The sequence below is a fragment of the Photobacterium carnosum genome (genome assembly GCF_002849605.1).
GTDB classification, from domain to species: domain Bacteria; phylum Pseudomonadota; class Gammaproteobacteria; order Enterobacterales; family Vibrionaceae; genus Photobacterium; species Photobacterium carnosum.
Genome location: NZ_NPIB01000033.1, coordinates 21,641 through 47,096 on the forward strand (window position 1 = coordinate 21,641; position 25,456 = coordinate 47,096).

At 38.8% G+C, this 25,456-nt stretch carries 25 protein-coding genes; 16 read left to right on the forward strand and 9 right to left on the reverse strand.

The annotated features are described in order from the left end of the window. Positions 1 to 432 precede the first annotated feature (432 nt). The 3 genes from CIK00_RS19180 (at position 433) to CIK00_RS19190 (ending at position 2,743) form a co-directional block, all read left to right on the forward strand. Positions 433 to 825, forward strand: coding sequence for a hypothetical protein (locus CIK00_RS19180; RefSeq protein ID WP_101770202.1), 393 nt, complete (start codon positions 433 to 435; stop codon positions 823 to 825). A gap of 217 nt (positions 826 to 1,042) precedes the next feature. Continuing rightward, a complete protein-coding gene (locus tag CIK00_RS19185; RefSeq protein ID WP_101770203.1) occupies positions 1,043 to 1,633 on the forward strand; it encodes a hypothetical protein in 591 nt (196 codons plus the stop codon). 312 nt (positions 1,634 to 1,945) lie between these two features. Continuing rightward, the gene (locus CIK00_RS19190; protein WP_167388585.1) at positions 1,946 to 2,743 is read left to right on the forward strand and encodes a GGDEF domain-containing protein; all 798 of its coding nucleotides are present in this window, start codon (positions 1,946 to 1,948) and stop codon (positions 2,741 to 2,743) included. 82 nt (positions 2,744 to 2,825) lie between these two features. Here CIK00_RS19190 and CIK00_RS19195 read toward each other — a convergent pair whose 3' ends face one another. The 3 genes from CIK00_RS19195 to CIK00_RS19205 all read right to left on the reverse strand — a co-directional run bounded on the left by CIK00_RS19195 (position 2,826) and on the right by CIK00_RS19205 (position 7,011). Further along, positions 2,826 to 4,280 (reverse strand): EAL domain-containing protein, encoded by a 1,455-nt coding sequence (locus CIK00_RS19195; protein WP_101770205.1) that lies wholly within the window; start codon positions 4,278 to 4,280, stop codon positions 2,826 to 2,828. Between the two features lie 338 nt (positions 4,281 to 4,618). Then, complete coding sequence (gene gorA / locus CIK00_RS19200) at positions 4,619 to 5,974, reverse strand: glutathione-disulfide reductase (protein WP_101770206.1); 1,356 nt, start codon at positions 5,972 to 5,974, stop codon at positions 4,619 to 4,621. A gap of 197 nt (positions 5,975 to 6,171) precedes the next feature. After that, positions 6,172 to 7,011 carry a 23S rRNA (adenine(2030)-N(6))-methyltransferase RlmJ gene (locus tag CIK00_RS19205; protein ID WP_101770207.1) on the reverse strand — a complete coding sequence of 280 codons (840 nt, stop codon included), beginning with the start codon at positions 7,009 to 7,011 and terminating at the stop codon, positions 6,172 to 6,174. A gap of 213 nt (positions 7,012 to 7,224) precedes the next feature. Here CIK00_RS19205 and prlC point away from each other — a divergent pair, with 213 nt between their 5' ends. Further along, the gene (gene prlC, locus CIK00_RS19210) at positions 7,225 to 9,267 is read left to right on the forward strand and encodes an oligopeptidase A (protein ID WP_101770208.1); all 2,043 of its coding nucleotides are present in this window, start codon (positions 7,225 to 7,227) and stop codon (positions 9,265 to 9,267) included. Positions 9,268 to 9,373: 106 nt separating this feature from the next. Here prlC and gppA read toward each other — a convergent pair whose 3' ends face one another. Next, positions 9,374 to 10,864: a guanosine-5'-triphosphate,3'-diphosphate diphosphatase gene (gene gppA, locus CIK00_RS19215; protein ID WP_101770209.1), complete on the reverse strand. Its 1,491-nt coding sequence runs from the start codon at positions 10,862 to 10,864 to the stop codon at positions 9,374 to 9,376. 19 nt (positions 10,865 to 10,883) lie between these two features. Beyond that, positions 10,884 to 12,200 carry an ATP-dependent RNA helicase RhlB gene (rhlB, locus tag CIK00_RS19220; RefSeq protein WP_101770210.1) on the reverse strand — a complete coding sequence of 439 codons (1,317 nt, stop codon included), beginning with the start codon at positions 12,198 to 12,200 and terminating at the stop codon, positions 10,884 to 10,886. A gap of 112 nt (positions 12,201 to 12,312) precedes the next feature. On the opposite strand from rhlB, the gene trxA reads away from it, so the two are divergent. From trxA to fre, 5 genes are all read left to right on the forward strand, one after another. Continuing rightward, positions 12,313 to 12,639 (forward strand): thioredoxin TrxA, encoded by a 327-nt coding sequence (gene trxA, locus CIK00_RS19225; protein WP_045032077.1) that lies wholly within the window; start codon positions 12,313 to 12,315, stop codon positions 12,637 to 12,639. A 197-nt stretch (positions 12,640 to 12,836) separates the two neighbouring features. Next, a complete protein-coding gene (gene rho, locus CIK00_RS19230) occupies positions 12,837 to 14,102 on the forward strand; it encodes a transcription termination factor Rho (protein ID WP_101770211.1) in 1,266 nt (421 codons plus the stop codon). 236 nt (positions 14,103 to 14,338) lie between these two features. Then, positions 14,339 to 16,201 carry a 4-hydroxy-3-polyprenylbenzoate decarboxylase gene (ubiD, locus tag CIK00_RS19235; protein WP_101770212.1) on the forward strand — a complete coding sequence of 621 codons (1,863 nt, stop codon included), beginning with the start codon at positions 14,339 to 14,341 and terminating at the stop codon, positions 16,199 to 16,201. Between the two features lie 86 nt (positions 16,202 to 16,287). After that, entirely contained in the window at positions 16,288 to 16,551 is a 264-nt protein-coding gene (locus CIK00_RS19240) for a 2Fe-2S iron-sulfur cluster-binding protein (RefSeq protein ID WP_101770213.1), read from the forward strand. A gap of 9 nt (positions 16,552 to 16,560) precedes the next feature. After that, complete coding sequence (gene fre, locus CIK00_RS19245) at positions 16,561 to 17,271, forward strand: NAD(P)H-flavin reductase (RefSeq protein WP_101770214.1); 711 nt, start codon at positions 16,561 to 16,563, stop codon at positions 17,269 to 17,271. A gap of 47 nt (positions 17,272 to 17,318) precedes the next feature. Here the strand turns inward: fre and CIK00_RS19250 are convergent, their stop codons facing one another. Together CIK00_RS19250 and CIK00_RS19255 are read right to left on the reverse strand one after the other, a co-directional pair. Continuing rightward, complete coding sequence (locus CIK00_RS19250) at positions 17,319 to 18,206, reverse strand: carboxylate/amino acid/amine transporter (protein WP_101770215.1); 888 nt, start codon at positions 18,204 to 18,206, stop codon at positions 17,319 to 17,321. A 137-nt stretch (positions 18,207 to 18,343) separates the two neighbouring features. Then, positions 18,344 to 18,766: a universal stress protein gene (locus CIK00_RS19255; RefSeq protein WP_101770216.1), complete on the reverse strand. Its 423-nt coding sequence runs from the start codon at positions 18,764 to 18,766 to the stop codon at positions 18,344 to 18,346. A gap of 254 nt (positions 18,767 to 19,020) precedes the next feature. On the opposite strand from CIK00_RS19255, the gene ftnA reads away from it, so the two are divergent. From ftnA to cspE (CIK00_RS19290), 7 genes are all read left to right on the forward strand, one after another. Beyond that, a complete protein-coding gene (gene ftnA, locus CIK00_RS19260; RefSeq protein WP_101770217.1) occupies positions 19,021 to 19,551 on the forward strand; it encodes a non-heme ferritin in 531 nt (176 codons plus the stop codon). Positions 19,552 to 19,625: 74 nt separating this feature from the next. After that, positions 19,626 to 19,964, forward strand: coding sequence for a universal stress protein UspB (gene uspB / locus CIK00_RS19265; RefSeq protein WP_193435492.1), 339 nt, complete (start codon positions 19,626 to 19,628; stop codon positions 19,962 to 19,964). 148 nt (positions 19,965 to 20,112) lie between these two features. Then, positions 20,113 to 21,222, forward strand: coding sequence for a mechanosensitive ion channel family protein (locus tag CIK00_RS19270; protein ID WP_101770218.1), 1,110 nt, complete (start codon positions 20,113 to 20,115; stop codon positions 21,220 to 21,222). 146 nt (positions 21,223 to 21,368) lie between these two features. Next, positions 21,369 to 22,556 carry a BaiN/RdsA family NAD(P)/FAD-dependent oxidoreductase gene (locus CIK00_RS19275; protein ID WP_101770219.1) on the forward strand — a complete coding sequence of 396 codons (1,188 nt, stop codon included), beginning with the start codon at positions 21,369 to 21,371 and terminating at the stop codon, positions 22,554 to 22,556. Between the two features lie 381 nt (positions 22,557 to 22,937). Then, positions 22,938 to 23,144, forward strand: a complete 207-nt coding sequence (gene cspE, locus CIK00_RS19280; protein WP_036789206.1) for a transcription antiterminator/RNA stability regulator CspE — start codon at positions 22,938 to 22,940, stop codon at positions 23,142 to 23,144. A gap of 339 nt (positions 23,145 to 23,483) precedes the next feature. Then, the gene (locus tag CIK00_RS19285) at positions 23,484 to 23,693 is read left to right on the forward strand and encodes a hypothetical protein (RefSeq protein ID WP_045032057.1); all 210 of its coding nucleotides are present in this window, start codon (positions 23,484 to 23,486) and stop codon (positions 23,691 to 23,693) included. 213 nt (positions 23,694 to 23,906) lie between these two features. Beyond that, a complete protein-coding gene (gene cspE / locus CIK00_RS19290) occupies positions 23,907 to 24,116 on the forward strand; it encodes a transcription antiterminator/RNA stability regulator CspE (RefSeq protein WP_011218617.1) in 210 nt (69 codons plus the stop codon). A gap of 55 nt (positions 24,117 to 24,171) precedes the next feature. On the opposite strand, the gene CIK00_RS19295 is transcribed toward cspE (CIK00_RS19290), so the two are convergent. Both CIK00_RS19295 and CIK00_RS19300 read right to left on the reverse strand, forming a co-directional pair. Continuing rightward, positions 24,172 to 24,360: a hypothetical protein gene (locus CIK00_RS19295; RefSeq protein WP_144043185.1), complete on the reverse strand. Its 189-nt coding sequence runs from the start codon at positions 24,358 to 24,360 to the stop codon at positions 24,172 to 24,174. 83 nt (positions 24,361 to 24,443) lie between these two features. Beyond that, positions 24,444 to 25,456, reverse strand: a 1,013-nt coding sequence (locus CIK00_RS19300) for an Orn/Lys/Arg family decarboxylase (protein WP_459178071.1), incomplete at its 5' end; no start/stop codon positions are given.

The window sequence follows — 25,456 nt, forward strand, 5'->3', positions numbered from 1 at the left end:
TGGAATAGTCAGTAACGAAAAAATTGGTTATTTATGCTGTTTTTTAAGTTTTTTATTCGAACTAAGCGTTTTTTCTACTTGAAGCATATAGTGTCTACATACTATTAAAAATAAAATACTTATTTATAGTGTCAGAGCGTTATTACTCGCATATTGTTACCGTATGGTAATAGTCTTTATATTTTTAAGCTATTGTTGATTTTTTGTGATCCGTTAGACTCCATCACACCAGAAAGCATCACCCAAGATGATGCCTAATTAAATAAATATTTGGTTGAGGTTATGAGAATAACTTAGCGAGTACCGACATTTATTTATGTGACTTCTAAATCCAATAATAGATCGTATTACTATCAAGGTAATACGATCACAAATACTCAATAAGATGAAAGTATTAACTTTGGTCTTATATATGAAAATAAGGATCTACCAATGACAACATTAACAACTAAGCCAGGTATTACACTGATTAAATCAGGTACTTTTAAACTTAATGATTTAAGTAAATTACTTGAAGTTGAAGGCTTAAAAAGTGACATGGCTGAAGTTGCTGTAACTACTAACAGTAATGCACTAACGATTGGTCACTTCACCATGTCTCCTGGTGTTGAATTTGAATACTTTTATGATTCTGTTGAGTACAAAGTGATCACTAAAGGTAAAATTGTGGTTCGTGATGAAGCGGGTACTAAATATGTTGCTGAAGTTGGCGATGTTATTTTATTTAGCCCTGATGTTAAGGTTATCTTTGATGCTGAGAGTGATGGTGAAGCTATCTATACTGCACATCGCCCAGCGGCTGCAGATTTCGCACCTGCAAAATAAAAGATATAATATTTAGTTTTTATAAATTAAAGCCTTAACTTATTGTTAAGGCTTTTTTATGATTTTAAAATATAACTATTACTGTTTGGTAACAGTGTTTTTGATTTTGATAGTATTGTTAATCACAAGGTAATGGTTAGAATAGATCTATATCATAAATGCTTGTTAATTTCGTATAGACTGAAATGATTGAGCTTAAATAACGATGAGGTACACCATGGCAGTACATTCAAATCAGCAATTTCATGTCGGTCAGATCATTGATGAACATCCGTTTGTTGCTGGTGATGGCGCAGTTATTGAGATGTTCCGTAATGATATGAGTAATATCGTTTTTATTGGCTTAACGGGCATCACAGCAGAAGAACAACAAATGATGGCAGAAGCCACTGCAGAGTTTGGTTTGATGAAAACTGATAATGGTGGTTGCTTGGTTGTCTTTAAATTAGCTGAGCTAGCGTTTGATATTCAGTTTAATGCCGCAGCTATCCCAAGTGAGTATTTTCAACAGCCAACAACATCAACATTGGCATTATCAATGATGGCACTTGATACTGCTAACAATGAACTTAAAGTGATCCGTGAGTTGTCGTTACCAGAAGCTGTGACTCAACAGATGATTGACGTCATGCAAGCTCAACGTGCAATTGAAGACCCAATGGCCGTTAACGCTGAGAACATGCATTTATTAAATACTGTTAGTACTGAAGAGTTATTAACTAAAATTACCTTAACCCCCATTCAAACGGTGATTGCGCCAAGCTGTAGCTGTGGTCATAACCATGAAGATGGTCATCATCATCATTAGTTAGCTTGATAAAACTCAAAACAAAGACACTGCTTTTAAGCGGTGTTTTTTTATCTTAATAATTAAACCGCAGTGAAAACATGGAAATTAAGTTGTCGGTACTAACTGTGTTTCATATGAATTTTTGATATAATATATTATAGGGTGATACTCTTCAGGATTGTTATAAGATATAAAGGATGTTTTTAAAAGATGTTTAAATTGTACCAATTACTAAAAAAGCACAAAAAAAAACTTTCAACGTATAATCGTACAAAGGGAGTTCTTATTATTACACTATTTTTATGTGTTTTTTCTAATATATGCATTAGTATGATTTTATTTTCTGATATAAAAATCCCGCATGAGAATAATATATTGTATAAATATTCATTTGATATACTAAATTTAGTATTTATATTAATTTCTTTTATATTACTTCAATGGACTAATTTTTTAGTTAAAGAAGCATATATAATTTTGAGTATTGGTTTGTTTTTATGGGGCGGTTCTTTATTAGCTACTGTTTATAATGATGTTAGTATACAACCAATATGGGTTTCACTATGGATATATAATGTATTTAAAACAATAGGTATATTATTATTAATAACCGGAATAATTATTTCAATAAAAAAAACAAATAAACAATGTAATTATTTTAAGATGCTTGCAACAATTGATGATTTAACTGAACTTCCTAACCGTAGATATTTCTATGACGAATTAAGAAAGCATGAAAATAAGATGCTTTTATTTATTATGATTGATATTGATAATTTTAAAAAAATCAATGATAAATATGGACATGAAGAAGGTGATAGAATTTTACATTGTTTTGGGAAGGTTTTATTAAATTATAAATATGAAAATATATTTTCTGCACGATTAGGTGGTGATGAATTTTCAGCATTCATTATCAGTAATGATAAACAAGAGGCTGTTATTTTTGCGGAGTATCTTTTAAATGAGATAAAAGAAATTATAGTTAGAGATGAAAATTATATGACACTGAGTATAGGTATGGCATATAAATCACCCGTTGAATCAAATAAAGTAGGATTACAAAGAGCAGATAAAGCACTATATAAAGCTAAAAGTAACAATATAAATCGATTTGAATGGGAATAATTTAGCTGTGTTTTATTTTTAGATAAACAACATGACATGATATAAAAATAAATATAGATAGTACTTTTAATTATAAATGTTATTATTTGTATAGATGTGGTTCACTAACAGTTCTATTTATAAACTCACTTGAATTACAAGGAGTTGAATAATAAAACCCTTGGCACAAATCAATATTTAAGCTATTTATTTTTTCTAATTCTGATATCGTTTCGATGCCCTCTGCAACAATCATTAAATTCAAAGAATTACCTAAAATAGCCAAAGTTTCAAGCATATTACTTTTTGACACGGCAAATTTATCTGATATAAAACATCGATCTATTTTCATTATATCAAAAGGTAATTCTTGTATGGTTATTAGATTGGAATATCCAGTACCTACGTCATCAATAGAGAGTAATACTGATTCTTTTTTTAATTGATGCATTATTTTATTTATTTCATTTAGATAAATAAAATTATTTTCGCTTTCGGTTAATTCAATGATAATTCGATTTTTTACCATTGGATTTTCTTTAATGAAACTGATGATTTTAGTCATAAATATTTCATCAAGAAGCATTGTGACGGTAAAGTTGAAACTTAGCATAAAGTCTTTATTTATATTTGATTTTTTTATAGTAGCAAATGATTTTTTTATTAAAGTGAAAGTGACTTCTTTTATATCATTAGTTTTTTCTAGGTCAGAAATAAATTCAGATGGTGGGATGATAAGTCCATTTGAATGCCATCGACATAATACTTCAGCTGCAATAAATTTCTTTTGTTTAGCAGAATATATTGATTGATAAAAAGGTACAAATTCATTATTAATGACAGCTTTTTTCATTTTTCTATTTAAAACTCTTTTACTATCAAAAAATGAGGTTAGTAGAAATGAAATTGTATATATACATAGTAATGACAGAATGAAACTACTAAATAATAATGAGATGAATTTATTTAATGTTAATCCGCTAGTAATGACTAAATGTAAGTGTTTTATATTATTGGTTAAACTATAGTATAAAAAAGACATAGGAGATTTGTCATTATTGTCTTTGACTTGATAATTTGTTATTGCGTTGTGACTAAAATCGTTTAATAATTTGGAATAGAAATTTATTATATAATAACCATTATCATATTTAAAAATATAAATTAGATTATTTTTATTATAAGGGTCAGTGAAAAATTTAACAGGAAGATTTTTGTTTATCACATCTTTTATATAATTAGGAATTGTATTACTAATACTACCATTATTACCATAATAATATTTCCCGTTTTTTATATATGAAATCCCCATTATTTCTGGATGTTTTCTGTCAATTAAATCTAAAATTCGTTCATTTTCTTCATCATTATTGGCTTGTAGATTGTCTAGATGCTCAATATGTTGCTTAGGTTTATATATAACATTATCTAATAATGCTTCAATTGTAGCTATTTGTTTTTGTTCTATATAACGAATAGTAATATGACTTATTAATAAAGATAATAAAGCACTTAATAAAATAGCGATCATAAATGGAAATATTTTTTTCAGTTTCATCTTTTCATACTACATTTGAATAATATTTTTAAATAAAGCATGATTTATCTTTATCGCCATCATTAAATATAATTTTAGGCGTATATTTACCATAACTGTATTGTTGTTACAATTAAATATTTCCATTGTAATAAATAATTAAGTACATGAAGTTAAATTAGTTATTTTTTATGAAACAAGATTAACATTGAAATGAATATAATATGGAATTTATTTTTAATTAAATGATATATTTGTTGTTGTTATGTAAATTCACAGAATAAAAAAGCTGGTTATCAATATAGATATAACCAGCTTAAATTAACCCCATTAGATGTTAATGGTGGTCTAATGCATGACTATCGCATCGTAACAAATTCTTCCGAACCTGTTGGGTGGATAGCAACAACGCTATCGAAATCAGCTTTGGTTGCGCCCATCTTGATGGCAACACCAAAACCTTGAATCATTTCATCAACGGTATAGCCGATACCATGTAAACCAACAACTTTTTCATCTGCACCCGCACAAACAAGTTTCATTTTGCATGGCTGGCGATGAGTCGTTATTGCGGTGTACATTGAGGTAAAGCCTGATTGATAAACTTTGACGTTTTCTTCGCCATATTGATCAATCGCTTCTTGAGTTGTAAGGCCAATAGTACCAATTGGCGGGTGGCTAAATACCACTGTTGGTACCAGTTTGTAGTCCATTTTTGCTTCAGGCTTGTTGTTAAACAAACGCTCAGACAATTGACGACCGGCTTTAACAGCAATGGGTGTTAGTTCGATACCGCCTTCCATGATGTCGCCAACACAATAAATGCCATCAATATTGGTTTGTTGGTATTGATCAACCTTGATGTAACCACGAGCGTTAGTTTCAACACCAGCAGCTTGAAGGTTGATTTTGTCCGTGGTTGGGTGACGACCAATCGCCCAAATCAATAAATCGGTGTTATGTGATTTACCGTCTTCAAAATGAAGTGTAATAGAACCATCGGCTTCTTTAACTACTTCTTTAGGAATTGAATGGGTGTGAAGGGTTGGGCCTTCTGCTGCCATTACTTCCACTAAAGTATCCACGATCATTGGATCGAAGCTACGCAATGGTGATTCTTTACGAACGAACAGATGGGTATCTGTGCCGAGAGCACTTAATACACCCGCGATTTCAACCGCGATATAACCAGCACCTACAATCGCAGTACGCTTTGGTTGCTCAACAAGTTTAAAAAATCCGTTAGAGTCGATACCATGTTCAGCACCGGGTACATTTGGAATTGATGGCTCACCACCAACTGCAATTAAAATATGATCAGCGGTGTAATGCTCACCGTTAACGGTAATAGTTTTTGCGTCAACAAAGGTCGCAAAACCATTAATTACTTCGACGTTATTATTGCCAAGTACATTGTCGTAAGAAGCGTGAATACGGCTGATGTAAGCTTCACGGTTTTCAACCAGTTTAGCCCAGCTAAATTCTTTCACATCAACATTAAAGCCATAGTCTTTAGCGTAAAGGTGAATAGCTTCAGCGATTTGAGCACCGTGCCACATTACTTTCTTAGGTACACAACCGACGTTAACACAAGTGCCACCAAGTGCTTTTGCTTCAATGATTGCTACTTTAGCGCCATACATTGCTGCACGGTTTGCTGATGCAATACCACCGCTACCACCACCGATACAGATGTAATCAAAATGCTTCGCCATGACTTTACTCCAATAGATGTTATGAATATTCACTGTCACCTAGTGTAATCAAGATTGGGCTGAGTGACGAGGATTTAAAATCGGAAAAATAGATTAGTATGATGTTTTACCATCGAAAATGATGATTGTCACGAGGGAAATGTAACAGCCACAAGTAAATGTGGCTGCTTATTGAGTCGATAGATTATCGCTGTTGTTTACTCAGGTACTATCCACTCGATTTTATGGTGACCATGATTTGGTGCTATCGCTTGTTGTAACCATGGCAGTATTTGCTGCATTTGGCTGGCTAGTTTCCATGGTGGATTAATCACAATCATGCCTGAAGCCGTCATACCACGTTCTTCAGTGTCCGGTTCTACACCCAGTTCAATTTGAAGAATATTGCGAATATTTAAGTCTTTTAAACCTTGAATCATATTATCAATTGTTTCGCGGTAAACCACCGGATACCAAATTGCATAGGTACCTGTCGCCCAACGTTGGTGGCTATGCTTAATTGCTTTGACCACATCTTGATATTCATGTTTAAGCTCATAAGGAGGATCAATAAGCACCATACCGCGGCGTTCTTTAGGCGGTAAGCTCGCTTTTAGACGCGCAAAAGCATCTTCTTGATACATCTTTACTTGGCGATCACCGCGGAATTCTTGTAATAATAATGGGAAATCACTTGGGTGCAACTCGGTTAACACCATTCGATCTTGTGCGCGGATTTGTGAACGAGCGACCTTGGGTGAACCTGGGTAATAACGCAGTTCGTCACCGTTGTTAAGGGCTTTGATCGTATCAATATAAGCAGCAATATCACTTGGTATATCGTCGCGTGACCAAATACGGGCGATACCTTGCTTAAACTCACCAGTTTTTTCGCTGCGCTCGTCTTGGAGATCGTAACGACCAACACCTGAGTGAGTATCGTGATACACGAATGGTTTATCTTTCTGCTTGAGTGCATCCAGAATTAAGCTTTGAACAATGTGTTTAACCACATCTGCGTGGTTGCCAGCATGAAAGCTGTGGCGATAACTCAGCATGAAATTAGTCTCTATCGGTATCTAAAGCAGGGATGCTAATGGCTATTATCGTCAATTATTCATCAATATCCAACCATGACGCCAACCTTTGCTACTATCAGAATTAAGGAAATGCGTTATTTGGGTCTTTTTAGATTCTAAACTAAGCAAATGATTGAAATTTATCTATCACGGGCGCATGTTAATAATAAGATAAAAATAAAGGAAAAATGTATGTCTAATCCATTGTTGACGATGACTGATTTACCACCGTTTGCTCATATTAAGCCAGAACACATAAAACCTGCGATTGAACAAGCGATCACTGATTGTCGAAATAACGTTGAAGCTGTGTTATCTCAATTTCAGATGCCGACATGGGATACGATTTGTCGTCCATTGGCTGAATTAGATGATCGTCTTGGACGTATTTGGTCACCAGTAGGGCATCTTAATGGGGTGAAAAATAGCCCTGAGTTACGCCAAGCGTATGAAAGTTGCTTACCGTTATTATCAGATTACGCGACGTGGGTTGGACAACATAAAGGCCTTTATGATGCGTATAAGATGATTCAAGCTAGTGATGATTTTGCTGATTTAAGTCAAGCCCAACAAAAAGCAGTTACTGACGCCCTGAAAGAGTTTGAGCTTTCTGGTATTGGTTTACCTGTTGAGCAGCAACAACGTTTTGGTGAGATCAGTAAACGCTTATCCGAATTAGCCTCAACGTTTAGTAACAATGTACTCGATGCCACTATGGCGTGGAGCAAAGTGATCACTGATGTTGAGCAACTTCGCGGCCTACCAGAATCCGCATTGCAAGCAGCACAAGCGAATGCACAAGCTAAAGATGAGCAAGGCTATCTATTTACGTTAGATATTCCTTCATACCTACCTGTGATGACGTACTGTAATAACCGCGAGTTACGCGCCGAAATGTATCAAGCATTTAGCACACGAGCGTCTGATCAAGGTCCAAATACGGGCGAGTTTGATAATACTGACATCATTGCTGAAAAACTAAAATTAAGTCATGAAGTTGCATTGTTATTAGGTTTTAGCAGCTACGGTGAGAAATCACTGGCAACTAAGATGGCACAATCGACTGACCAAGTGCTGGGCTTTTTAAATGACTTAGCTGATCGCGCCAAGCCACAAGGTGAGCGTGAAGTGGCTGAGTTGCGCGACTATGCGCGTAATGAATTTAAGGTTGAACAGCTTGAGCCGTGGGATTTTGCTTTTTATTCTGAAAAATTAAAGCAACATCGTTACAGTATTTCTGATGAAGAATTACGACCATATTTCCCTGAACAAAAAGTGGTTGCGGGATTATTTGAAGTACTAAATCGTGTGTTTGGGCTTGAGATAAAACAGCGCCATGGGGTGCAAGTGTGGCATGAATCGGTGACCTTCTATGACATCTTTGATGCTAAAGGTACGTTGCGTGGTAGTTTCTATTTAGATTTATATGCCCGTGAACATAAACGTGGTGGCGCATGGATGGATGAGTGTATGGTTCGCCGTACTCGCATTGATGGTAGCCTGCAAACACCAGTGGCATATTTAACCTGTAACTTTAATCGTCCTGTTGGCGATCAACCTGCATTGTTTACGCATAACGAAGTTACAACCTTGTTCCATGAAACAGGGCATGGTATTCACCATATGCTAACCCAAATTGATGTGGCGGCGGTATCAGGTATTAATGGTGTGCCGTGGGATGCAGTGGAATTACCAAGTCAATTTTTAGAAAATTGGTGTTGGCAGGAAGAAGCGTTAGCGTTTATTTCTGGTCATTACCAAACAGGTGAACCATTGCCTAAAGCGATGCTAGATAAAATGCTAGCGGCTAAAAATTTCCAATCTGCGATGTTTATTTTGCGTCAGCTTGAATTTGGTTTATTCGATTTCAGTTTATACACTAACTACGATCCACAAGTTGGTGCCCAAGTGTTAGAAACCTTGTTTGCAGTTAAAGACAAAGTATCTGTGGTGCCTAGTCCTGAGTGGGGTCGTTTCCCGCATAGCTTTAGTCATATTTTTGCAGGTGGTTATAGCGCAGGTTATTACAGTTACTTGTGGGCAGAATTATTGTCAGCCGACGCATTCTCTCGTTTTGAAGAAGAAGGTATTTTTAATACTCAAACCGGTAGCGACTTCCTAACATGCATATTAGAAAAAGGTGGTAGCGAAGAGCCAATGGAATTGTTTAAGCGTTTCCGTGGCCGTGAGCCACAACTTGATGCGATGTTGCGTCACAGTGGTATTACAGGTTAAGACCAGCTAATCGTAAAGTAATAGCTAATAAAAAAGGCTCCTTGGGGAGCCTTTTTTGATCATAGTGCTAAGAGGAAAATCCGCTTAACTAAATTATTAAGTGCTATCAGTCTTGTGCCGTTACTGTCATTGGCCAGCCCATATCTGTTTGGCGGGTGGCTTCTTGGGTAAGTTCACTACGAGTTAATGGATTATTGATCAACCATTTTGCCGATAATAATAACGTCAATTTGTTGTCTTCCATGCGTAAGCTAAAGGGAGGCAAACAGTTTTGATCTCGGCGGTGGCATAAAATAATCGCTAATCGCAGTAGACGTAGTAAACGAGCAGCACTTGGCGCCGATAACGCATGTTGCTCTGGTAAGCTGGTTAATGGGCCGTTATGGCGGCGCAATAGCTCAGCAATAAGATTTTTTTGAGCGCGAGTAAAGCCCGGTAAGTCCATGTGCTTAATTAAATAAGCCGCATGTTCACCACTTTTTTTAAATTCAATGCTAGCACCAATTTCATGTAATTTGGCCGCCGCTTGAAGCAAGTTTTCAGCTGGTGGCTCCAATTGCCAACTTGGGCATTGGGCTAATAACGCTAACGCCATATCACTGACGTTATCGGCATGGGTATGATCTAATTGAAACCGTTGTTGCATGCTCATAATAGTACGAGAGCACACATCGTGATGACGCATTTGATCCATCATTTCATAAATCAAGCCTTCACGTAGCGCACCGCCAGCAAGGGTCATAGATTCAATCTCCAATGATTCAAACAGCGCAATTAGTATCGATAATCCACTAGGGAAAACCAGTGCACGCTCTAATGTCAACCCTTCAATATCAAGGTCTTCTAAGCGTTCATATTGCATTGCTTGGCGTTGAAGGCGCTTAAGTTTTGGCAGAGTGATAATCTCATCCATGCCTTGTGCTAGCATAATTTCTTGTAATGCTTGCACGGTGCCGCTAGCGCCAACACAGGTTTCCCAACCTTGGTGGGTGTAACGTTCAATAATGGTTTCAATCGCTTCTTTAGCACCGTTAATGGCAGCATCAAAGTTGACCGAGGTTAGGTAGCGATCTTTAAAATACCGCTCTAGCCAAGTGACACAACCAATTTTTAGGCTCGTCAGGGCGCTGGCATCAAAACCTTCACCAATAATGACTTCGGTACTGGCACCACCAATATCGACCACCAAGCGTTTATCACTGCCACCCGAGGTATGTGCTACCCCTTGATAGATAATACGTGCTTCTTCTTTACCCGCAATCACACTCACTGGATACCCAAGTATACTGTGAGCTTGGGAAAGAAATTCGTTAGCATTGACCGCTGTGCGCAAGGCGGCTGTGCCGACAATGCGAATATGATCAGGTTTAATATCCTGTAAACGCTCGGCAAATATTGCCAAACAGTCAAGACCCCGTTGAATGGCATCTTGGCTGAGTTCGTTTTGATTATTCAAACCCGCAGCTAAACGTACTTTTCGTTTAATTTTAGCTAGCGTTTGAACACTGCCATTGACTTCACGAACAACCCACATATGAAAACTGTTCGAACCTAGATCAATAGCGGCATAAAGCGGTGATACTGAATTTCTTTCCATAGAGATACTTTAACTTATTTTATGCTGGTTTGTTTTGTGGCGGACGACGGCGATTATTTCGCTGACGAGATTGCCCTTGGCCCTGGCCTTGACCTTGACGCTGGTTATTACGACGACCACCTTGACGAGGAGTACGCTGTAAGCGAATCGGCGCAGGTAAATCATCTAAAAGTGCTTCAGAGTCATACTTTGATTGTGGAATACCATGCTCAATGTAAGCCTCAATCGCTGTCAAGTTAATCGCGTATTCTTCACAAGCAAAACTAATGGAGTTACCGCTTTCACCTGCACGACCAGTACGGCCAATACGGTGAACATAATCTTCTGCATCATCAGGAAGATCGTAGTTAAATACGTGCGTAACCATTGGGATATGTAAACCACGAGCAGCAACATCAGTAGCTACTAGGATATCAAGATCACCTTTAGTGAATTCTTCTAGAATACGTTCACGTTTTTTCTGTGGTACATCACCATTGAGTAGACCAACGCGATGACCATCAGCGGCTAAATGCCCCCAAACATCTTCACAACGATGCTTAGTGTTAGCGAAAATAATCGCACGATCTGGCCATTCTTCTTCAATTAACGTTTGTAATAAACGCATTTTTTCTTGGTTTGATGGATAGAACAACTCTTCTTGAATGAGATGGCCTGTTTTTTGTGAAGGTTCAACCACAACACTTTCTGGGCTATTCATGTGCTCAAATGCAAGTTCTTTAACGCGGTATGATAACGTTGCTGAGAACAGCATGTTTAAACGCGCTTTAGGTTCAGGCATGCGGCGGAACAAGAAACGGATATCTTTAATAAAACCTAAATCGAACATACGATCGGCTTCATCCAATACCACCACTTGAATGCTGGCAAGGTCGATAACACGCTGCTTATAAAAGTCGATAATACGGCCACAAGTACCGATTAAAAGATCAACGCCTTCGTCAAACACTTGTTTTTGTTTTTCATAAGGTTCACCGCCGTAAGCAAGGCCAGCTTTAAGGCCAGTGCTTGCAAGTAGCGATGACGCATCATTGAAAATTTGGATCGCCAACTCACGTGTTGGCGCCATAATGATCGCCCGCGGTTGATTGGTTTTACGCTCTGCTGGTGCAGGTGTCTCCAATAGATAGTTAAAAGTAGCGGTCAGAAAGGCAAGGGTTTTACCCGTACCTGTTTGAGCCTGTCCCGCGATATCATGGCCAGTGAGCACAACTGGCAATGCCAAGGCCTGGATCGGGGTACAATAATGAAACCCTTTCTCTTCCAATCCTTTTAGCACTAGAGGGTTTAACCCTAGTTCGGCAAATTTCTGCTCTGTGATATGTGTCGTTTTCATTACTATAGAATATCAGCTTAGGGTTGCAATACGAAACGTATTCCATTCAAATAGGATAACGATTTGCTGGTTAATTCAATATCAGCTAACAAAATCACTGTTGGAGTGGAAGATGAGCGATAAGATTGTGCAGCTTACCGATGAAAGTTTTGATACTGATGTTGTCAATGCTGCGGGCCCGGTACTGGTTGATTTTTGGGCTGAATGGTGTGGTCCATGTAAAATGATTGCCCCGATTCTTGATGAAATCGCTGATGAATACGAAGGCAAATTAACGATTGGTAAATTAAATATCGACCAAAATGCGGCAACACCGCCAAAGTTTGGTATTCGTGGTATTCCAACGTTATTACTGTTTAAAGATGGCGCAGTGGCAGCAACTAAAGTTGGCGCGTTATCAAAAACTCAACTGAAAGAGTTCCTTGAAGCGAACTTATAAGTGATATAATACCAGCCATGCACAATTTCTAAGTTGTGCATGGTTGGTCTAGCGACTATGCTAGACTGGTAGAACATTTAGTGTTAACGTAATGCACAGAAATTGCATTTCCGTTCAATTCTTGACCAAACCCTATTGGTCATCCTTATCTCAACTAATATAGAACCCCGATTTTGACAGACAAGAAACCCACCACTATGAATCTTACAGAACTCAAGAGCCAACCTATTCCTAAGTTGGTATCACTTAGCGAAAGTTTAGGATTGGAAAACCTGGCCCGCTTACGTAAGCAGGACATCATCTTCTCCATTCTTAAGCAACACGCGAAGAGTGGTGAGGATATTTTTGGCGACGGTGTTCTAGAGATTTTGCAAGATGGCTTCGGCTTTCTGCGTAGCGCAGACAGTTCTTACCTTGCAGGCCCTGATGATATTTATGTATCACCAAGCCAAATTCGCCGTTTTAACCTTCGTACTGGCGACACCATTGCCGGAAAGATTCGTCCACCGAAAGACGGTGAACGTTACTTTGCTCTATTAAAAGTTAACGAAGTAAACTACGACAAACCTGACAACGCTCGCAATAAAATCCTTTTTGAAAACCTTACTCCACTACACGCAAACGATCGTATGCGTATGGAACGTGGTAATGGTTCAACAGAAGATATTACAGCGCGTGTTCTAGATTTAGCCTCTCCAATCGGTAAAGGCCAACGTGGTTTGATTGTTGCACCGCCAAAAGCCGGTAAAACAATGTTACTGCAAAATATCGCTCAAAGTATTTCTCACAACCACCCAGAATGTGTGTTGATGGTATTGCTTATCGATGAGCGTCCGGAAGAAGTAACTGAGATGCTACGTCTTGTAAAAGGCGAAGTCATTGCATCAACGTTTGATGAACCAGCTTCACGTCACGTACAAGTGGCAGAAATGGTTATCGAAAAAGCAAAACGTTTGGTTGAACATAAGAAAGATGTTGTTATCTTACTTGACTCAATTACTCGTCTAGCGCGTGCTTACAACACCGTTATTCCTTCTTCAGGTAAAGTATTAACAGGTGGTGTGGATGCTAACGCTCTTCACCGTCCTAAGCGCTTCTTTGGTGCGGCACGTAATGTCGAAGAAGGCGGTAGTTTAACTATCATCGCAACAGCGCTAGTGGATACTGGCTCTAAAATGGATGAAGTTATCTACGAAGAATTTAAAGGTACAGGTAACATGGAACTGCATCTTTCTCGCAAAATTGCTGAGAAACGTATTTTCCCTGCGATTGACATTAATCGTTCTGGTACCCGTCGTGAAGAGTTATTGGCGAAAGCTGATGAGCTACAGAAAATGTGGATCCTGCGTAAGATCGTTCACCCAATGAGTGAATCTGACAGCATGGAATTCTTGATCGACAAACTATCAATGACCAAAACTAATGAAGAGTTCTTTGACGCAATGCGTCGTCAGAAATCATAATTCATTTAAGCAGTTATTGAATTAAAAGCGCTACCTTAGGGTGGCGCTTTTTTATGGCTAAATTTTAAATAATGCTCTTATGATTATGGCTTAACCCACAGAATATAAAAGGGTATTTTCTTTTTGTGGGCGACGGGTGTTTTCCATCTCACAACTGGTTATACTAGCAAAAATCATTCTCATTAAGTTAATGTCAGCAATGCTGGTTTGACTTTGTTTAGCTACAGGTAGTCGCTATGAAATACAAAGATCTACGTGACTTTATTGCCTATTTAGAGCAGCAAGGGCAATTACAACGTATTCAACAGCCGGTTAATCCTAATCAGGAAATGACGGAGATTTGCGATCGTACTTTGCGTGCTGGTGGTCCGGCATTGTTATTTGAAAATCCTGTAGGTTATGACATGCCTGTACTGGCAAACTTGTTTGGTACGCCAGAGCGAGTTGCAATGGGAATGGGGCGCGACAATGTTAAGCAGTTACGCGAAGTCGGAGAATGGTTAGCGTATTTAAAAGAGCCCGAGCCACCGCATGGCTTGCGGGATGCGATCAATAAAATTCCGATATTTAAGCAAGTGCTTAATATGCCCACTAAAGTATTGCGTAAAGCGCCTTGCCAACAAATCATCTGGCAAGGTGATGAGATTGATTTAGATAAAATCCCAGTGATGAGTTGTTGGGCTGGCGATGTCGCACCGTTGTTAACATGGGGGTTAACTATTACCCGTGGCCCCAATAAAAAGCGCCAAAATCTTGGTATTTATCGTCAGCAAAAAATTGCTAAAAATAAAGTCATCATGCGTTGGTTGGCGCATCGTGGTGGCGCGTTAGATATGCGTGAATGGTGTGAAGCCCATCCGGGTGAAAAATTTCCTGTCACGGTTGCTTTTGGGGCTGATCCTGCAACCGTGCTTGGTGCAGTAACCCCTGTACCTGACTCACTGTCTGAATATGCATTTGCTGGTTTATTGCGTGGTAGTCGTACTGAGGTGGTTAAAAGCATCAGTAACGACTTACAAGTACCAGCCAGTGCTGAAATTGTGATGGAAGGCTATATCGACCCTGAAGAATATGCTGATGAAGGCCCTTATGGTGATCATACCGGCTATTACAATGAGGTTGAACGCCATCATGTGTTTACCATTACTCATATTACGATGCGTAACGATCCGATTTATCACAGTACCTATACCGGGCGTCCACCGGATGAACCCGCAGTGCTTGGGGTGGCATTAAACGAAGTCTTTGTGCCGATTTTACATAAGCAGTTTCCTGAAATTGTCGATTTTTATCTGCCGCCAGAAGGGTGTTCTTATCGCATGGCAGTGGTAACAATGAAGAAGCAATATCCCGGCCATGCTAAGCGGGTGATGATGGGGGTATGGTCGTTCTTACGTCAGTTCATGTATACCAAGTTTGTTATCGTGTGTGATGATGACGTTAATGCCCGTGATTGGCAGAGCGTGATTCATGCGATGACGATGCGAATGGATCCGGTGCGAGATAGCCTATTTATTGATAATACTCCGATTGATTCGCTGGATTTCGCCTCGCCCGTAGTGGGTTTAGGTTCAAAAATGGGGATTGATGCCACCATTAAATGGCCTGCAGAATTGGCAATAATGCAAACAGAGGCTACGTCTGTTAAGACTGCGTTTGATATTGAGGCTGGATTACTTGCGTTGAAGTTACAATTCCCTGCCATTATTGATTGCTATCTACCGCTTGAAGCCGCTAATTACAGCATGGCAATCATAAGTATGAATAAAACCATTGCGGGTGAAGCCGAGCAAGTGATGACTGGTGTATGGGAATTTTTAAATCAATTTACCGATGCTAAGTTTGTGATTGTGTGTGATGGTGACGTTAATGTACGCGATTGGAATGATGTTATTTGGGCGGTGACGACACGGATGGATCCTAGTCGTGATACGGTATTAATTGCAGCCACACCGACTTGTTGTTCGAAAATTGGCTTTGATGCGACTAATAAAATTGGCGTAGAAACCCACCGTGAATGGGGAACTCCAATCGTTAAAGATCCACAGATAGTGGCGCAGGTTGATGCAATGTGGGCCCAATTAGCGATTAAAAACTAAATTGGATCGCTATCATAAGCACTAATTAATCGCCTGATGTTTTTATATTTCAGTGACAATATTCGTCATTGAACTGAGAGTTTTTTATGTACCAAGTACGCCTGTTGCCAAATAACATTACGTTTACTGCTAGCCCGCAGCAAACTGTATTACAAGCAGCGCTCAACGCAGGTATCGCTTTTCCTAATCGCTGCCAAGTGGGTGCTTGTGCGATGTGTATGTGTCGTAAACAATACGGTCAAATAAGCTATGAGCTTGAGCCGATGTTGACGCCACAAGAGCAGGCACAAGGCTGGATTTTTGCTTGTCTTGCGAGGGTGGAAAGCGACTTGGTATTATCGTTAGACTAGAGGAAAACCATGTCTATCCAATGTGAAGTAAAGTCAGTTGAACCGTTGGCATGTAATACATACCGTATTTTATTAACGCCATTACAAGCCCTCGATTTCAAAGCAGGGCAATACTTATTAGCGGTAATGGGAGAGCAAGATAAACGTCCGTTCTCGATTGCTAGCAGCCCTTGTCGTCAAGATGAGCTTGAACTTCATATTGGTGCTGCTGAGCATAATGCGTATGCGCTAGAAGTGGTTGATACAATGAAGAACGCGTTAGCTACTCACCAAACAGTGACGGTTGAAGCTGCGCATGGTGAAGCTTGGTTACGCCATGAAAGTCAGCGTCCATTATTGATGATTGCGGGGGGGACGGGTTTTTCTTATATTCGCAGTATGGTTGATAATTGTATTAGTCGTGGTTTAACTCAGCCGATCTTTGTTTATTGGGGAGGGCGTGATGTGTGCCAATTATATGCTAACGCCGAAATGCAGGCATTAGCCCAGCAATACCCCAATATTAGCTATGTGCCCGTGGTAGAAACCGCAACTGAAGGTTGGCAGGGTAAAGTTGGTAATGTGCTTGATGCGGTTGCTGATGATTTTGTAAGCTTATCTGCCTATGACATTTATGTGTGTGGTCGTTTTGAAATGGCGGGTGCGGCACGTGAACGTTTCTGTACTGAAAAAGGTGCATTACGCGATCATATGTTTGCTGATGCGTTTGCGTTTATTTAACGAATGAACCGCATGAGAAAGGCGCGATAGTCGCGCCTTTTTTGTGCCTATTTTTTGATGGATAATTCTCTTTGGGTCGCAACCTTTTGTTTAACCCATGTTTCGTTAAACCATAATGATAATAAAATAATCCCGCCACCAATAATTAATCGTGAGTAATCCACATCGTGGTTCCAGATGACAATATTAACGATTAGCCCTGCGGGGACTAAGGCGTTATTCATTATTGCTAACGCGCCAGCATTGACCATTGTCGCGCCTTTGTTCCAAATGAAATATCCTAATCCAGAAGCAATCACACCGAGGTAGGTTAAAATTCCCCACTGTAATGATGTTGTGGGTAATTTGGCACTATTACCAAATAATAAATACATCGGCACTGCCACGCAAACTGCCCCTAAATAAAACCAGCCAAAGACCGTATGCTGTGGAATATTCGTTTGTTCTTGTTCAATAATGCGTTTATAGCCAACCTGACCAATCGCAAAGCATAGGTTAGCGCCTTGAACAATGAAAAATCCAATAATGAAGTGTTGGTTAATTCCCTCAAATTTAATTACCGCCGCCCCAATCACTGCGATCACTGCACTCAGTAAATACCATGGCGAGAATTGTTTATGTAATGCGTCATAAATAAGGGTGACATAAATCGGAGTGAAAATAGTGAACAGCAACACTTCTGGTACGGTTAGATACAAGAACGATTGATAATAAAAACAATACATCAACCCTAACTGAAACGCGCCGACAACCATTAATTTGAGAGCAAGCTTTGGGTGTAGATATTTGGTACGTAAAAACGGTAAGAAAACTACTGCGGCTAAGCAGACACGGGTTAATACTGAAAACCAAGCATCAACTTGGCCCGCAAGATAAACGCCAATTAAGCTAAAAGAAAATGCCCATAAAAGGGTAATTACAGATAAGTATCTCATCGTCGCAACATGGTATGTTGTAAAAGGTGACGGCAGTGTAACTAAATTGTGGCGTGAGGAATATGATAATTATAATGCTGAAATCATAACAACAGATTAGTCACCGTTATAATAACGGTGACTATTGTTCATTGGTGTTACTTGAGCGGTACGATAAGTAGATCAACAGGAGTACGGCTAATAAGTTGACGCGTTGATGATAAAATCTTACTCCAGAAATCTTGATGATGACCACAGATAACTAAATCAACATTAAGATCTTTGATAGCGCCACAAATTTCTTCACTTAGATCACCACTACCCACTAGGGTGTGAGCAACAGGGTAACCCGCATTATTGGCAAGCTCATGTAATCTGTTTTGAGCATCGCTTTCAGCACGTTCGTGCATTTCTGCTAAGTTAATATCAATTAAACCAGTGTAGAGATCAGCATAGTCAACATCGATATGGACCAGTGATAATTTTGCATCCAACGATTGTGCTAATTTAGCGGCTTTATTGACGAGATAGGCGCTGTCTTCAGAAAGGTCGATAGCAGCGAGAATATGTTTATAAACCATCACTTACATTCCATGACTATATAATAATGATCTATGTTAGCACTGGTATACACTTAAAAATATCGATTAGATCGCATCTATAGGTTACGAAATGGTTAATTATTTTTCGTAATCACTGAGTCACTTTTATTGTTATTTTAGTAGCTTATACTAATAGACGTTTTCTTTTTGAGGACGTTTTGTCCCTTTGTTGCATTCTTAACAATGCATAGTGACAATGTATTGATTACACTTAAACAGACAGGAGTAGTGCTATGTTAGCCAAGGCAATGGTTGAAAATCTTAACGAGCAAATTAATTTAGAATTCTTTTCTTCAAATTTATATCTGCAAATGAGCGCATGGTGTGAAGATAAAGGTTTTGAAGGTGCTGCGGCGTTCTTACGTGTGCATGCTGCTGAAGAAATGCAACATATGCAACGCTTGTTTACTTATGTAAGTGAAACGGGTGCATTACCTATTTTAGGTACTATTGAAGCACCAAAACATCAGTTTGCTTCTCTTGGTACGGTGTTTCGTGAAACGTATGAGCATGAACAACTAATCACTAAAAAAATTAATGAATTAGCTCATGTTGCATTTTCTACTCAAGATTATTCAACCTTTAATTTCTTACAGTGGTATGTATCAGAGCAACACGAAGAAGAAAAATTATTCAAAGGTATTTTGGATAAAATTGAATTAGTCGGTGAAGATGGTAAAGCACTATTTTTTATTGATAAAGACTTAGCAGCGATGGCTAAAGGTGAATCTGCACCAACATCGGTAATGGACTCACAAGCTTAAATGATTCTGGGGACGATAATAAAATATCGCCCCTTTTATCCCTATAAGCAAATGATATATAAGAGGGGATAACTATGATCAGTGGTGATGCACTTTTGGTTGCAATTTTTATGGTAGCAACGGTTAATACTTGTAGATATATCAGTACACTACGCTCTTTACTCGTGGTAATGAGAGATTGCGACCCATTGTTATATCAACAGGTAGATGGGCGTGGTTTCTTTTCGTCTCAAGGTAATGTTAGTAAACAGATTCGCTTATTTCATTACATTCGTAGCCAACAGTATAAAAAACATCACGATCCGTTATTTATGGCTAAATGCATGAAAGTCCGTAAATTATTTGTATTGGCCACTACTTTTATGATCACTTTCTTTGTGGCTATTTTTGCTGTCGCGTTCCTCGGACTCTAATCTTCGTTTTATGTATTTAGGTGTCACTTTTCTGGTGGCACTTTCTTTGCTGTATCCTCATTCAGTGTTATATCATTGGTATTGATATAATCACAGCTTATCAATTACCTCTCATTTTTACCCATTTAGCATCGGAAACTAAGTCGTTATGGATCAATTTGTCATCTGGTGGTCATCCCTTGAAAAAGGAGCATCTGTTAATTGGATGTATAACATCGGCCTGTTACTACTGTTAAGTACATTATTATGGTGTGGGTGGTTATTACTCTCACGCCGCTTAGCTACCATGGCAAGTAAAACCCATTTAATTTGGGATGATGCCTTAATTGATGCTGTTCGAACACCGGTTTCATTATGTATTTGGGTGTGGCCTGGGCTGATGGCATTAGGGATCATGGTCGATAATGTTACGACCTATTCCAGTGGTTTTTTAGCGTCATTACGCCATCTATTATTGGTTGGGGTCTTTATTTGGATTGTGATGCGGTTGATCACCAATATTGAACAAACCATCTTAGATAATCGTCCCCATCGCGATGCAACTACGGTAACTGCTATTTCAAAAATATTACGCTTACTGGTAATAGTGTTGAGCAGTTTAGTTGTGATGCAAAATTTCGGCTTAAGTTTGTCGGGGTTACTCACCTTTGGTGGTGTCGGTGGCTTAGTGGTCGGTATGGCAGCTAAGGATTTATTGGCTAACTTCTTTGGTGGGATGATGCTTTATTTTGATCGACCTTTTAAAGTGGGTGACTGGATCCGCAGTCCAGATCGACAAATAGAAGGTACTATTGAGCGGATTGGGTTTCGTATGACAGTGATTCGTACCTTTGATAAGCGACCATTGTATGTACCGAACTCCGTCTTTAGTTGCGTGGTGGTTGAGAATGCTTCACGGATGCAGAATCGACGTATTAAACAAAGTGTCGGTTTACGTTATTGTGATGCGGCTGTGGTGGGGCTGGTAGTTGATGATATTAAAAAAATGCTCCAAAATCATGCTGATATTGAAACGCGTCAAACCTTGATTGTCAGTTTTGACACTTATGGACCCTCGTCGCTGAATATTTTGGTTTACACTTTTACCAAAACGGTTGATTGGGTCAAATACAAAGCGGTGCAGCAAGATGTGATGCTGCAAATTGTCGCGATTGTACATGCTCATGGTGCTGATTTTGCGTTCCCAACCACGACATTAGATATGCCAACAGCTGCAATTACCGCATTAACTGCTATTGATAGTCGTCAACAAGCTTGATTTTAATCGAATAAATCGCTGTGATTGGATAGCGGTTGGTATTGGGCTAAGAGGCAGGTAAAATAGAGCCAACAATAGAAAAAGGATGCTAATCGTTAGCATCCTTTTTGCGTTTATTTAGTGACATTTAAGGCTGATTGAAATCGATGGCAAACAAATATGATGTAGTAATTATTGGTGCAGGTGCTGCAGGCTTAATGTGCGCTGCCACTGCAGGTAAGCGTGGACGCTCAGTGTTAGTGCTTGATCATGGTAAGAAACCTGGCCGTAAAATTTTAATTTCAGGTGGCGGTCGTTGTAACTTCACTAATAATGATGTTGCCGCCAATAATTATGTTTGTCGTAATCCCCATTTTGTTAAATCAGCATTATCGCAATACAGCCAATGGGATTTTATCGGCTTAGTGTGTCAGCATGAAATTGACTATGAAGAGCGTGATCACGGCCAGCTATTTTGTATTGATTCAGCGAAAGATATTGTCAAAATGTTAGTTGCTGAATGTGACTTGCCAAATATCAGTTTACGTTATCAGACCGATATCTCCTCAATCATGCAATTAGAGACAGGTTTTAGTCTGAGTGTTAATGGTGAAATCATCAGTTGTGAATCGCTGGTGGTAGCAACTGGCGGCTTATCGATGCCGAAATTGGGCGCAACCCCGTTTGGTTATCAATTAGCACAACAGTTTGGTTTGAAAATGGTGCCAACTACCGCAGGTTTAGTGCCATTTACACTGCATCAACAAGATAAAAATAGTTTTGAAGAATTATCGGGTATTGCTGTACCTGCGGTGATCACAACCGCTGACGGTACCAGTTTCAAAGAAAATTTATTATTTACCCACCGTGGCTTATCGGGCCCTGTGGTTTTGCAAATTTCATCTTACTGGCAGCCTGGTCAGAAAGTGAGCATTGATTTATTACCGATGCTTAATTTAGCTGAAACGTTAATTGAATTACGCGAACAGCATCCTAATCAGAGTCTAAAAATCACCTTATCTCGTTTGTTACCTAAGCGTTTAATTGAGGTGCTGATTACCCGTGGTGATATTACGGATAAGCCATTAAAGCAACTTAATCACAAAGAATTTGAACAGCTAGCAACCTATTTTCATCAATGGAACATTGCGCCAAATGGCACTGAAGGCTACCGCACTGCTGAAGTGACGTTGGGTGGGGTTGATACTGATGAATTGTCATCAAAAACCATGGAATCTAAAAAAATTAAAGGTCTGTTTTTTGCTGGTGAAGTGATGGATGTTAGCGGTTGGCTTGGCGGTTATAACTTCCAGTGGGCATGGAGTTCTGGTTATGTTGCTGGTCAGAATGCTTAATATTTAAGCGATAATTTTTATGATTTAAATGCTTAAAAGATTCAAATTTTATCCAAAATGATGTTTTTTTATCGGTATTACTTGGTTAAGTATAAAATGTTTCCAAGTAATATCATCTACTTATGTTTTTTTTGATGTTTTTTGTGAAAATAAGTCTTTACAATAAGTGCGAACCACATAATAATGATGTCGCTCTGTTGTTCAGAGTTATTAATGAAAACATCAAGTAAAAGAAAAACCCTCAGAATATCTTCGTTATTGTTGCATTCCTTAGTGTTTCCCTTAGCTTCATAGTCACATTCAATAATTCAAGCTTTCAGTGCATCGTGATATAATCACGGTAAATATTATGAATTTTAATCCAATATTAAGGGACACATTATGTCTACTACTGGTATCGTTAAGTGGTTCAACGAAGAGAAAGGTTTCGGTTTCATTACTCAAGACAATGGCGGTGCTGACGTATTCGTTCATTTCCGTGCAATCGCTTCTGAAGGTTTCAAAACTCTTGCTGAAGGCCAAAAAGTGTCTTTTGAAGTAGAGCAAGGCCAAAAAGGTCTTCAAGCTGCAAACGTTGTAGCTTTATAATATTCTAAGTCGACGTAAATGGTCTTTGTACCATTTACGTCACTTTTAACTAAAAAATTATTTATACAATATCATCGAAATATAAAACACTTCCAACATCTGCATCTGCATCTGCATCTGTCGTTACGTTCCTTATTTTCTTCGTTACATTATTATAAATAGCATTTTAATACTTAATCCGTAGAAAAGATTTAGATGAATTTTATCATCTTAATATTTTGTTACGCATAAACAATTGAGGATACTTATGTCTCGTTCATTAGGCCGTAAGCGGTTTTGGTTCCAACAAACTCGCCCAGAAAACCCTGTAAATTCAAATGAAAACCAAGAGGTTAAACAATGATAGTAAATTTTAATTTAGTAAAAGATCAACGTGCTTGGACTGCCAATATTCACCAGTTAAACAGTGATGTGTTAAAACGCCATATTCTTATTAACGGTAATGTTGATAATCTAGATATATCATTTAGTTACTGTGAAAAAACAGCCGCAGGCAACATAACGAACAGCAGCAATAAAGTAATTGGTAATTTCTACATTTCTTATTAATACCTCAGGGGATTTAATTAAGAAATGATTTTAATTAAATGTCTTATCTCGCCAAATGACATTATTTAATGATTATGTAAGTATTGAATGCCTTCTATGACAACACGGTATTGTTATAGTGATTACGCGAAGATTATTACTTATATAAATATTATCATTTCAGATTATTACGCTACGCAATAATATAATTACATTTAAGTTAAGGGACACATTATGTCTAATACAACAGGTATCGTTAAGTGGTTTAACGAAGAGAAAGGTTTTGGTTTTATTACTCAAGACAACGGCGGTGCTGACGTATTCGTTCACTTCCGTGCTATCGCTTCAGAAGGCTTCAAAACGCTTGCTGAAGGCCAAAAAGTGTCTTTTGAAGTAGAGCAAGGCCAAAAAGGTCTGCAAGCTGCGAACGTTGTAGCTATCTAATTTATCCTCGCTGATAAATAATAAAAATGCTGGCTAAGGCCGGCATTTTTTATATCTATACATTGCTATTACGGACACGTTTTCTAAGAATATCCTGCATATCCTGCATATCCTGCATATCCTGCATATCCTGCATATCCTGCATATCCTGCATATCCTGCATATCCTGCATATCCTGCATATCCTGCATATCCTGCATATCCTGCATATCCTGCATATCCTGCATATCCTGCATATCCTGCATATCCTGCACATTACCGACATAAAAAAATCCCCCACAGTTACCTGCGAGGGATTGAAAGGCAGTCACACTATCGTGTTAAACGATTATAGTGCTTCTTTCTTGATACAAAGAACGTGGTATTTACCGTCTTCGATTTCTGCGCCTTCAGTTTCGTGTTCGAAACCAGGGAATTCAGCATCCCATGCTTCTAGTGCTTTCAAGTACTGGATTTGAGGACTTGTATCATCACCAAAGTTTTCGCCACCCATTAGCATTGGGATGCCTGGTGGGTAAGGGATAACAGAGTTCGCTGCAACGCGGCCAACAAGTTTATCCGAAGCCACTAGCTCTACGTCATCTGATACGACGAACTGGTAAGCAGTACGTGGTTTCACTTCCATTACTGGAAGGCTTGAGTAAGCGTGGTTCAATACTTGGCTTGGGTTGTGACGTACTAGGTACTTGTACATACGCTCGCCAAGATCTTTCAGACCAAGACCACGGTAAACTTCTGGAGCAGAAGCGACTAGTTCAGGTAATAGTGTTTCGATGTCTGCGTTAGCATCATAGTGACGTTTGAACGACAACAATGTGTTGATCAATGTGTCACGCTTACCTTTAGTAATACCCATTGAGAATAGGAACATTACTTGGAAGTCAGTTGTACGTGTTGGTACGATACCAAAACGACCTAGGTAAGCAGTTACAAGTGCTGCTGGAACACCTGTTTCTAGGAAGTTACCGTTGTCATCAAGACCCGGAGTTAGCAAGCTAACTTTGATTGGATCAAGCATACACCAGTCATTGTCGATTTCGTCAAAGCCGTGCCACTTGTCACCAGGAGTCAGTTTCCAGTTCTGTTGGATAGTCATTAGTGACTCAACAGAAGCGTCTTCGAAATTAACCTTGTCACCGTTCATTTCTGTAACAGTTTCAGCATTCCAAGGTTTGAAGAACCAGTCTTTTTCGCTAGTGTATTCGTTAAATAGCTGACGCATGTTCTGACGGAAGATGATCGCTTCGCGGTTCACTTCGTTAGTTAGCGATAAACCACTTTCGCCTTTCATCATGTTCGCTGCAATATCGTTAGACGCACAGATTGCGTAAAGTGGCGATG